The sequence below is a fragment of the Streptomyces sp. WAC05292 genome (assembly GCF_003949955.1).
Classification (GTDB): Bacteria; Actinomycetota; Actinomycetes; order Streptomycetales; family Streptomycetaceae; genus Streptomyces; species Streptomyces globosus.
Genome location: NZ_RPSE01000227.1, coordinates 1 through 9,967, shown reverse-complemented (window position 1 = coordinate 9,967; position 9,967 = coordinate 1). Strand labels below are relative to the sequence as shown.

Below are 9,967 nucleotides of genomic sequence, written 5' to 3'. Positions count from 1 at the left end.
GGAGACGCCCGTGGCCCGGCTCCCCCTCCCCCGCTTCCCCTCCGGCGGCAAGCTGTCGGCGGCCCGGGGGCGCGACCTCGCCCGCAAGGCCGCCGACGGCGCCACGGACGTCCTCCATCCGCTCCTGGTCGTCGGGCGCGGGCTGCGGATCCTGGCGGCGGCCGGGCGGGCCAGGTGGGCCGCGACCCCGAAGGACAAGCGTGGTCCCGCGCTGTTCCTCGGCGCGGCCTGCGTGCTGGTCGTCGCGGTCGCCCCGTACGGGCCCGCCCTGGCCCTCGCCGCGCTGATGGCGGCGGCGGCCTGGCGGGGGCGGGAGCGGGTCCCCGCGCAGACGGGGCCCGCGCCTGCCGAGGCGGAGCGGCTCGGCTCCCTGTACGAGGCGCTCGTCCCGTACTTCTCGGTGCCCGAGGACCCCGAGCCGCTGTTCGCGCACGGGGCGGGCTGGGACCGGGCGTTCGGCGACTGGGCGTTCGACGAGTCGGGCCGTCTCACCCGGCTCCGGATCCGCTACCCGGCGTACTTCACCGACGGCGAGGCCGCCTCCCGGGCCCGCATCGAGACGCTGCTGCACGCGAAGTCGGGGCGCGGGCGGGAGTACCTGTTCGACTGGGACGAGGAGGGGAACCGGCTGGACCTGCGGGTGCTGCCGGCGCTTCCGACGGGGATCGCGGCGCAGCCGTTCGTGACCTCGCCCGGCGAGACCGTCCTCGGCTTCACGGACGCGGACGGGGTGCGGCGCACCCTGCCCGTGTCGGAGGACGGCGTGCGGCGCGACATGCCGCCGGTCCTGTGGCGGACGGGGCCGCGCTCCACCGAGCCGCACCTGCTGGCGGTGGGCCATCCCGGCAGCGGCGCGTCGACGCTGCTGCGGTCGGTCGCCCTGCAGGCGCTGCGGCACGGCGGCGACGTGCTGGTCGTGGAGGGCGGCGGGACCGGCGAGTACGCCTGCCTGGCCGGGCGCGCCGGTGTGATCGCGGTGGAGGGCGGACCCGCCGGGGCGCTCGCGACCCTGGAATGGGCGGCGCACGAGACGGAGCGGCGGCTGATCGCCGCGCACCGGGCGCGCGAGGCGGGGGGCCCGCTCTCCGAGGAGGTGTGGCGGCCGCTGTGGATCCTGATGGACCGGCCGACGGTGCTGGCGCACCTCGCGGCGGCCGAGGGGGCTCCCGATCCGCTGGCGCGGCTGCAGGTGCCGCTGCGGCACGGGCGGTCGGCGCACGTGACGGTGGTGGTGGCGGAGCAGTTCGACCACCTGGAGCTGCTGGACGACACGGTGTGGCAGCACACGCGGGCGCGGGTGGTGCTGGGTGCGGTGTCGGTGCAGCAGGTGGCGGACGTGCTGGGGGTGCCCCCGCACACGACGCCGACGGCGCATGTCCCGCCGGGGCGGGGGTACGTCCGTCTGGGGTCGGGCCCGGTGCACCGGCTGCAGGTGCCGGCCACCCCGGACCCGTACGACGAGGCGGCGAACCCGGCGCACCGGCAGGCGGTGCTGGAGCTGCTGCCGGGGCGGTCGGGTCCGGGCGGTCCGGCCCAGGTCCGGGCGCAGCAGCCGGGCCGGGACCGGGCCGCGGCGGTCGGCGCGGAGCCGGTGGCCGAGGCGGCGGCGGAGGCCCCGTAAGGCCTCCGGGTCACGCGACGAAGGTGCGGGGCGGTTCGGCCCCGCTGCCGCCGGCGCCGGTGCCGACCAGCCGGGCGGCGGCCGCCAGGCGGACGGCGGCTTCCTCGGCGACGGGCCCGCCGACGGTGAACGGCAGCCGCACGTACCCCTCGAACGCGCCGTCGACGCCGAAGCGGGGCCCGGAGGGGACGCGTACGCCGACCCGCTCCCCCACCTCGGCGAGGCGGGAGCCGGAGAGCCCGCCGGCCCGCGCCCACAGGGTCAGGCCGCCCTGCGGCACCTCGAACTCCCAGTCGGGCAGCTCGCGGCGGACGGCGGCGACCAGCGCGTCGCGGTTCTCGCGGGCCTGCTCGCGGCGCAGTGCGACGGCCTCTTCCCAGCCGCCGGTCCGCATCAGCCAGTTCACGGCGAGCTGTTCGAGGACGGGGGTGCCGAGGTCGGCGTACGCGCGTGCCGCGACGAGGCTGCGGATGACGTCGGGGGCGGCGCGGACCCAGCCGATGCGCATGCCGGCCCAGAAGGCCTTGCTGGCCGAGCCGACGGTGATGACGGTGGAGCCGGCCGGGTCGTGGGAGCAGACGGGGCGCGGCATCTCCAGGGCGGGGTCGAGCCCGAGCTCGGCCATCGTCTCGTCGACGACGAGGACGGTCCCGGCGGAGCGGGCCGCCTCCACCATGGCGCGGCGCTGCTCGGCGGAGGCGAGGGCGCCGGTGGGGTTGTGGAAGTCGGCGACGACGTAGGCGAGGCGGGGCGCGGCGTCGCGCAGGACCTGCCGCCAGACGGCCAGGTCCCAGCCGGTGAGGCCGTCGGCCATGGCGACGGGGACGAGGCGGAGTCCGGCCGCGCGCATGAGCTGGAGGATGTTGGCGTAGGAGGGGGATTCGACGGCGACGCGCTCGCCGCGTCCGGCGAAGAGGCTGCAGATGGCGTCCATGGCACCCATCGCCCCGGTGGTGACCATGATCTGCTCGGGCATCGTGGGGATGCCGCGGTCGGTGTAGCGGTCGGCGAGCATGCGGCGCAGGGCGGGGAGCCCGGCGGGGTAGTCGCCGTGGGTGTGGGCGTACGGCGGGAGCTCCTCGAGGGCGCCCTGGACGGCCTTGGTCAGCCAGGGCTCCGGAGCGGGGAGCGCCGCGCAGCCGAGGTCGATCATGGAGCCGAGGGATTCCGGCGGGAGGGGTTCCAGCCCGCGGGCGGGCAGCGGGTTGCCGGCGGGGACGGAGGTCCAGCTGCCCGCCCCGCGGCGCGATTCGAGGAACCCCTCGCCGCGCAGGGCCTCGTAGGCGGCGGCGACGGTGGTGCGGGAGAGGGAGAGCGCGGCGGCCAGCTCGCGTTCGGCGGGGAGGCGGGCGGCGACGGGCACCCGCCCCTCGAGGACGAGGAGGCGGATGCCGTCGGCCAGGGAGCGGTACGCGGGGGGCTTGCGGGCCCCGGGGATGCCGGGCCGCTGCTGCTGGGAGGTGATGAGCCGGGCGAGCTGGGAGGCGCCCACCGCCGAAGTCCACTCCGCCATGTCGTCGGTCCACTTTCGTCGGATTGGCCACCCCTGGTGCCGAGGCGGCCGGGAATTGGATCGGTCGCGGGATCCAGCCTGCCATGCCGGGGTCGGCCGGGCCAGGGCCGGGGCCGGCCGAAGGCGCTGGCCAGGGCCGCGGAGGATGGCGGTCCGGGTGGCGGAGGGCGGCGGTCCGGGCCGTGGAGGGGGCATACTGCGGCGGTGACAGACGCACCCCTCCCCCACCCGTACCTGGACCACGCGGGCCCGGTCATCCCCTTCGCCCACCGCGGCGGCGCCGCGGACGGGCTGGAGAACACGGCCGCGGCGTTCCGCCGGGCGGCGGACGCGGGATACCGGTACTTCGAGACGGACGTGCACGCCACCGCGGACGGCAAGCTGGTCGCCTTCCACGACGCGACGCTGGACCGGGTCACCGACGGACGGGGCCGCATAGCCGAGCGGTACTGGAAGGACCTGCGGGCGGTGCGGGTGGGCGGCAGCGAGCCGCTGGTGCTGTTCGAGGAGCTGCTGGAGGAGTTTCCCGGGGCCCGCTGGAACGTCGACGTGAAGGCGGAGTCGGCGCTCCACCCGCTGCTGAACCTGATCGCCCGGGCGCGGGTGTGGGACCGGGTGTGCGTGGGCTCGTTCTCGGAGGGCCGCGTGGCCCGGGCTCAGCGGATGGCCGGGCCGCGGCTGGCGACGTCGTACGGCGTGCGCGGGGTGGTGGGGCTGCGGCTGCGCTCGCTGGCGATCCCGGCGGCGCTGCGCGCGGGCGCGGTGGCGGCCCAGGTGCCGGAGACGCAGGGCGGCCTCCGGGTGGTGGACCGGCGCTTCGTGCGGACGGCGCACGCCCGGGGCCTGCAGGTGCACGTGTGGACCGTGAACGAACCGGAACGCATGGAGGCTCTCCTCGACATGGGAGTCGATGGCATCATGACCGACCGGATCGACATCTTGCGCACGGTGCTGGACCGGCGCGGGGCCTGGGCCTGACGGCCGCGGGCCGCCGCGTCCGCGTGCCGGTGGCCGTGCGGCGACGGGGACCAGCGAGGGGGCGCCCATGAGCGCGCAGACGGCAGACGGGGCGGATCCCGCCGCCGAGGGCGGCAGAACGGCGGCGAAGGAGGCCGCCGGGCGCAAGCGCGAGCAGCAGGGCTGGTACTTCTACGACTTCGCGGTGTCCGTGTACTCGGCGAGTGTGCTCACCCTGTTCCTGGGGCCGTACCTGACGTCCGTGGCGAAGGCGGCCGCCGACGCGGAGGGGTTCGTGCACCCGCTCGGGATCCCCGTGCGGGCCGGTTCGTTCTTCGCGTACTCGGTGTCCGCGTCGGTGGTGCTGGCGGTGCTGGTGATGCCGCTGGTGGGCGCCTTGGCGGACCGGACGGGCCGCAAGAAGCCGCTGCTCGCGGCGGCGGCGTACACGGGTGCGGTGGCGACGACGGGGATGTTCTTCCTCGAAGGCGAGCGGTACCTGCTGGGCGGGCTGCTGCTGGTCGTGGCGAACGCCTCGCTGTCGGTGTCGATGGTGGTCTACAACGCCTACCTGCCGCAGATCTCGACGCCGGACGAGCGCGACGCGGTCTCCTCGCGGGGCTGGGCGTTCGGGTACACCGCGGGCTCGGTGATGCTGGTGGCGAACCTGGGCCTGTACCTCGGGCACGACTCCTTCGGGCTGTCGGAGGGCATGGCGATCCGGATCTGCCTGGCGTCGGCCGGCGTGTGGTGGGGGGCGTTCGCGCTGGTGCCGCTGCGCCGGCTGAGGGACCGGGCGGTGGTGCGGGAGCCGGGCGCCGGGCCGGCGGTCAACGGCTGGAAGCAGCTGGTGGCGACGTTCAAGGACATGCGGCGCCATCCGCTGACGCTGTCGTTCCTGCTGGCGTACCTGGTCTACAACGACGGCGTGCAGACGGTGATCTCGCAGGCGTCGGTCTACGGCGCGGAGGAGCTGGGGCTGGAGCAGTCGACGCTGATCGCGGCGGTGCTGCTGGTGCAGGTGCTGGCGGTGGCGGGCGCGCTGGGGATGGGCCGGCTGGCCGGGCGCTTCGGTGCGAAGCGGACGATCCTGGGGTCGCTGGCGGCCTGGACGCTGACGCTGTTCGCCGGGTACTTCCTGCCGGCGGGCACGCCGGGGTGGTTCTTCGCGCTGGCCGCGATGATCGGGCTGGTGCTGGGCGGCAGCCAGGCGCTGTCGCGGTCGCTGTTCTCCCAGCTGGTTCCCGCGGGCAAGGAGGCCGAGTACTTCTCGGCGTACGAGATGAGCGACCGGGGGCTGAGCTGGATCGGGCCGCTGGTCTTCGGGCTGACGTACCAGGTCACGGGCAGCTACCGGGACGCGATCATCTCGCTGGTGGTGTTCTTCGCACTGGGTTTCGTGCTGCTGGCGCGGGTGCCGGTGCGGCGCGCGGTGGAGGCGGCGGGCAATCCTGTTCCCGACCGGATCTGATGCGGATCGGGTGGATCGGGACACGTCCGCGGCCGGGCCGCGGGGCCGCGGGAGGCCGGATGCGCATGCGAATTCCGAACGGATTTCGACGTGGCGGCGCGCGGCCGGTAGTGTACGCCTTTGGCCTGCCAGGCGGACCGTTACTGCGTGCCGCAGAAGTGAAGACGTTGGGTGACATCTGCTGCCAGATGTGACAAAACGGGCATTGGTGGGTACAACAAGGGGCGGCACGACGGGCGACGCATCACCCGGAGCGGGAATCTATACCGCCGACCGGACGTTGACCGGATGACGACGACAGCGACACCTGTCCTGTGGGCGACAAGCCCGGGAGGCACGATTCATGAGTGAGCGAGCTCTCCGCGGTACGCGGCTCGTGGTTACCAGCTACGAGACGGACCGCGGCATCGATCTGGCCCCGCGCCAGGCGGTGGAGTACGCATGCCAGAACGGACATCGATTCGAGATGCCGTTCTCGGTTGAGGCAGAGATTCCGCCGGAGTGGGAGTGCAAGGCGTGCGGCGCCATGGCACTCCTCGTGGACGGGGACGGGCCCGAGGAGAAGAAGGGCAAGCCCGCGCGAACGCACTGGGACATGCTCATGGAGCGGCGCACCCGCGAGGAACTGGAGGAGGTGCTGGCCGAGAGGCTGGCCGTCCTGCGTTCCGGCGCCATGAACATCGCCGTGCATCCGCGCGACAGCCGCAAGTCCGCCTGACGGCCGGACACGCAGTACGTACGACCCGAGGGGCCCCCGCCACGCCGTGGCGGGGGCCCCTCGGCGCTCCCGGTCCCGCCCGCGGTCGGGGCGGCGGCCGGGTCAGGGCGCAAGCGGCGGGCGGTGACCGGGGCCCGGCTCCCGCGGTGCGTCCTCGCGGATCACCTCGCCCGGGACGACCTTGCCGTCGGGGTGGCGGATGCGGGCCTGCTGGAAGGCGTCGGCGAAGGTGCCGGCCTGCGCGGCGTTCATCCGGCGCTCCAGCGAGCGGGCCGTCCGCCGGCCGATCCAGGCGCGGACGGGCGGCAGCAGCAACAGCAGTGCGGCCGCGTCGGAGACCAGGCCGGGCAGCATGAACAGCAGGCCGGCCAACATCGTCAAGGCGTTGCCCGAGCCGGGCCGGCGGCCCGCGGACGGCTGCGCGGCCTGGGCCTGCGGCGAGGCCTGCGCCTGCTGGAAGGTGTCGGCCAGGTTCCGGAAGGCGCGGCGCCCGGCCCGCTTGACCACCACGGCGCCGAGCACGATGCCGCCCGCGACCAGCGCCGCGACCGCCAGGCCGCCGGCGGCGTCCGCGACGAGCCCCAGCAGCCAGATCTCCAGGATCAGCCAGGCGGCGACCGCCAGGGGCAGGAACGTACGGGCGGGCTTGCGCCGCCGTGCGGCGGCCGCCTGGGCGGGGGAAGAGCCGGTCATCATGGCATCCAGTGTGCCCGCAGCGGCGTAAGTGCGGCCTCAGCCGCAGGTCGGGGGCGTCCCCTAGGGGCCCGGCCCCGGCCGGTCAGGAGCCGTCCGGCCCCGGGGCCGCATCCTCGGCGCGGCCCTTGCCGTGCCCCTCGGCGGGGCGGTTGCCGCGGCCCTCGACGCGATCCCTGCCGCGGCCCCTGTCGAGGCCGACCAGCTTGGCCGCGTGCGACTGGAGTCCCCACTGGGTGACCCGCCACAGCGCCTCGACCACGATGTCCCGGCTCATCTTGCTGTCGCCGAACTCGCGCTCGACGAACGTGATGGGCACCTCCACGACCCGGAACCCGGCGCGCACGGCCCGCCGGGCCAGGTCCACCTGGAAGCAGTACCCGGCGGAGGCGACCTCCGTCAGGCCCAGCCCCTCCAGCGTCTCCCGGCGGAAGGCCCGGTAGCCGCCGGTCACGTCCCGGATCGGGACGTCCAGCATCAGCCGCGAGTACGTCGAACCGCCGCGCGAGAGGAACTCGCGGCTCTTCGGCCAGTTGACCACCCGGCCGCCCGGCACCCAGCGGGAGCCCAGCACCAGGTCGGCGCCGGCCAGCGCGGTGAGCAGCCGGGGCAGCTCCTCCGGCTGGTGGGAGCCGTCGGCGTCCATCTCCACGAGGACGCCGAAGTCGCGCTCCAGGCCCCAGGCGAAACCCGCCAGGTAGGCGGCGCCGAGGCCTTCCTTGCCCTTGCGGTGCAGGACGTGCACGTGGTCGTCGCCGGCCGCGAGCTCGTCGGCGAGCTTGCCGGTGCCGTCGGGGCTGTTGTCGTCCGCGACCAGGATGTGCGCCTCGGGCACGGCGGCGCGCACGCGGGCGACGATCGGCCCGATGTTCTCCGCCTCGTTGAAGGTCGGGATGATCACCAAGGCCGTGCCGAGCGGCCCCTGGGCCCGCTGTCCGCCGTCGCCGCTCACTGGGTCCGCCTTCGTGTGCTTGTACGTCCTGTCACAGAGGACGACTTTAGAACAGTGGCCGGGTCCCGCGGTCCTTCGGGCCGGTCCGGTTCCCGCCGCTGCGGGTCCCCGTGACCGTTGTCTACTGGACCGCGGGGCCCGGCCGGGCCCACCGCCTCCCGGCGGAACCCCCGTCGCCCCGAGGCGCGGGCACACCGGGCAGCGCGGATCAGCGCCGTCCGCCCGCCCGGCGGTGGGCCCGGCCGAACCTATCCGGCACGGACCCGCCGGGCCGAGCCGCTGCCCGCGGGATCACCCCTGTGGCCGTACGAAAACCTCCCGGCCTCCGACGACGGTCGCCAGGCAGACGGGCAGCTCGCGGCCGGGCGTCAGGTCGGGCAGGCCGGGCGTGCCGGAGCGGGGGTCCGTGGACCAGCGGGCGACCCGGTCGTCGGGGGCCTGGACGACGAGCTCGCCGGTACGCCAGACCGCGTAGTCGGCCGGCGCGCCGGGCACGAGGGCGCCCGCGCCGTCGCGGCCGAGGGCCCGCCAGCCGCCGCGCGTGTGCGCCGTGAACGCGGCGCGCACGGAGATGCGGTGCTCGGGGGTGCGGTGGAAGGCGGCCGCGCGGACGGTGCCCCACGGGTCGAACGGGGTGACCGGGGCGTCGGAGCCGAAGGCGAGCGGCACGCCGGCCTTGAGCAGGGCGGCGAACGGGTTCAGGGTGCGGGCGCGCTCGGCGCCGAGGCGGTCGGCGTACATGCCGTCCTCACCGCCCCAGGCGGCGTCGAAGGCGGGTTGGACGGAGGCGGTGAGGCCGAGCTCGGCGAAGGCGGCGATGGTGGCCGGGGTCATCATCTCGGCGTGCTCGACGCGGTGCCGTGCGGCGCGGACGCGGGCGAGGCCGACCCGCTCGGCGGCGGCGCGGAAGCCGTCGACGACGGCGGTGAGCGCCGCGTCCCCGATGGCGTGGAAGCCGGCCTGGAGGCCCGCCTCGGTGCAGGCGGCGACGTGCGCGGCGATCTCGGCGGCGTCCAGGTAGCCCGTGCCGGTGTGGCCGGCGTCGGCGTACGGGCTGTGCAGGCAGGCGGTGTGGGAGCCGAGGGCGCCGTCCGCGAAGAGGTCGCCCGCGGCGCCGACGGCGCCGAGGGCCTTGGCCTGGTCCAGGTCGCGGTCGGCCCAGTAGCCGAAGACACGCGGGCCGGGCCGCTCGCGGGCGAGGTCGAGCAGGCCGGTGAAGTCCTCGGCGGAGGAGATGTCGGGGCCGCCGCACTCGTGGACGGAGCCGATGCCGAGGGAGGCGGCGTGGTCGAGGGCGGCGCGCTGGGCGTCCGCGCGCTGGGCGGGGGTGACGGCGGCCAGGGCGGCCCGGCGGACGGCGTGGTGGTCGTCGCGGGTCAGCGGCTCGTCGCCGCGGGCGGTGACGGCGGGCACGAGGTCCAGCAGGGCGGTGGTCGCCACAGCTGAGTGGACGTCGACGCGGCTGAGGTAGAGCGGGCGGCCGCCGGCGGCCTCGTCGAGCTCTTCGCGGCGCGGCGCGCGGCGCTCCGGCCAGCGGGCGGCGTCCCAGCCGTGGCCGAGCAGGACGCGGTCGTCGGGGCGGCGCCGGGCGTGTTCGCGTACCAGGCGCAAGGCCTCCGCCAGGGAGGCGGCGCCGGTCAGGTCCAGGCCGGTGAGGGCGAGGCCGGCGGAGGTGGTGTGGACGTGGGCGTCGGTGAACGCGGGTGTGACGAGCGCCCCGTCGAGGTCGACGACCTCGTCGACGCCCTGGGCGAAGGCGTCGGCGGCGCCTTCGGATCCGACCCAGGCGACGTGGCCCCGTTCGACGACCATCGCGGTGGCGAACGGGTCGGCGGGGCTGTGGACCTCGCCGCCGCGGAGGAGGACGGTCCGGTCGGGGGCCGGCTGGGCGGGTGCTCCGGCGGCGTCGGCGGAGTGGGCGGTGCGGTCAGTCATGGGGACAAGTCTCGCCGCCCCGCGCCGGCGTCTCGACCCCGCCCCCGGCACAGCGGGGCCCGTGCGCGCCGGTGCGGCGGCGCGGAGGCCTAGATGCGGGGCGGGGT

General features: G+C 75.9%; 8 protein-coding genes. 4 read left to right on the top strand and 4 right to left on the bottom strand.

The window, feature by feature from the left end; translation table 11 throughout:
- The first annotated feature begins 10 nt into the window (after positions 1–10).
- Positions 11–1,621 carry a hypothetical protein gene (locus EF903_RS21550; protein WP_125545610.1) on the top strand — a complete coding sequence of 537 codons (1,611 nt, stop codon included), beginning with the start codon at positions 11–13 and terminating at the stop codon, positions 1,619–1,621.
- A 10-nt stretch (positions 1,622–1,631) separates the two neighbouring features.
- Here the strand turns inward: EF903_RS21550 and EF903_RS21545 are convergent, their stop codons facing one another.
- Positions 1,632–3,134 carry a PLP-dependent aminotransferase family protein gene (locus EF903_RS21545; protein ID WP_125545608.1) on the bottom strand — a complete coding sequence of 501 codons (1,503 nt, stop codon included), beginning with the start codon at positions 3,132–3,134 and terminating at the stop codon, positions 1,632–1,634.
- A gap of 204 nt (positions 3,135–3,338) precedes the next feature.
- Between EF903_RS21545 and EF903_RS21540 the strand changes: the two genes are divergently transcribed.
- From EF903_RS21540 to EF903_RS21530, 3 genes are all read left to right on the top strand, one after another.
- Positions 3,339–4,112: a glycerophosphodiester phosphodiesterase family protein gene (locus EF903_RS21540; RefSeq protein WP_125545606.1), complete on the top strand. Its 774-nt coding sequence runs from the start codon at positions 3,339–3,341 to the stop codon at positions 4,110–4,112.
- A gap of 67 nt (positions 4,113–4,179) precedes the next feature.
- Positions 4,180–5,562 carry an MFS transporter gene (locus EF903_RS21535; RefSeq protein WP_125545604.1) on the top strand — a complete coding sequence of 461 codons (1,383 nt, stop codon included), beginning with the start codon at positions 4,180–4,182 and terminating at the stop codon, positions 5,560–5,562.
- Between the two features lie 343 nt (positions 5,563–5,905).
- Complete coding sequence (locus EF903_RS21530) at positions 5,906–6,280, top strand: RNA polymerase-binding protein RbpA (RefSeq protein ID WP_007262928.1); 375 nt, start codon at positions 5,906–5,908, stop codon at positions 6,278–6,280.
- 102 nt (positions 6,281–6,382) lie between these two features.
- On the opposite strand, the gene fxsA is transcribed toward EF903_RS21530, so the two are convergent.
- From fxsA to EF903_RS21515, 3 genes are all read right to left on the bottom strand, one after another.
- The gene (gene fxsA, locus EF903_RS21525) at positions 6,383–6,976 is read right to left on the bottom strand and encodes an FxsA family membrane protein (RefSeq protein ID WP_125545602.1); all 594 of its coding nucleotides are present in this window, start codon (positions 6,974–6,976) and stop codon (positions 6,383–6,385) included.
- 82 nt (positions 6,977–7,058) lie between these two features.
- On the bottom strand, positions 7,059–7,925 hold the full coding sequence (locus EF903_RS21520) for a polyprenol monophosphomannose synthase (protein ID WP_260615734.1): 867 nt from the start codon (positions 7,923–7,925) through the stop codon (positions 7,059–7,061).
- Between the two features lie 291 nt (positions 7,926–8,216).
- Positions 8,217–9,860 carry an amidohydrolase gene (locus EF903_RS21515; protein ID WP_125545600.1) on the bottom strand — a complete coding sequence of 548 codons (1,644 nt, stop codon included), beginning with the start codon at positions 9,858–9,860 and terminating at the stop codon, positions 8,217–8,219.
- Positions 9,861–9,967 lie beyond the last annotated feature (107 nt).

What these genes read in the sequence shown, in the direction of transcription:
- EF903_RS21545 (WP_125545608.1), bottom strand. Translation starts at nt 3,134, where the DNA reads ATGGCGGAGTGGACTTCGGCGGTGGGCGCCTCCCAGCTCGCCCGGCTC.
- EF903_RS21515 (WP_125545600.1), bottom strand. Translation starts at nt 9,860, where the DNA reads ATGACTGACCGCACCGCCCACTCCGCCGACGCCGCCGGAGCACCCGCC.
- EF903_RS21530 (WP_007262928.1), top strand. Translation starts at nt 5,906, where the DNA reads ATGAGTGAGCGAGCTCTCCGCGGTACGCGGCTCGTGGTTACCAGCTAC.
- EF903_RS21535 (WP_125545604.1), top strand. Translation starts at nt 4,180, where the DNA reads ATGAGCGCGCAGACGGCAGACGGGGCGGATCCCGCCGCCGAGGGCGGC.
- fxsA (WP_125545602.1), bottom strand. Translation starts at nt 6,976, where the DNA reads ATGATGACCGGCTCTTCCCCCGCCCAGGCGGCCGCCGCACGGCGGCGC.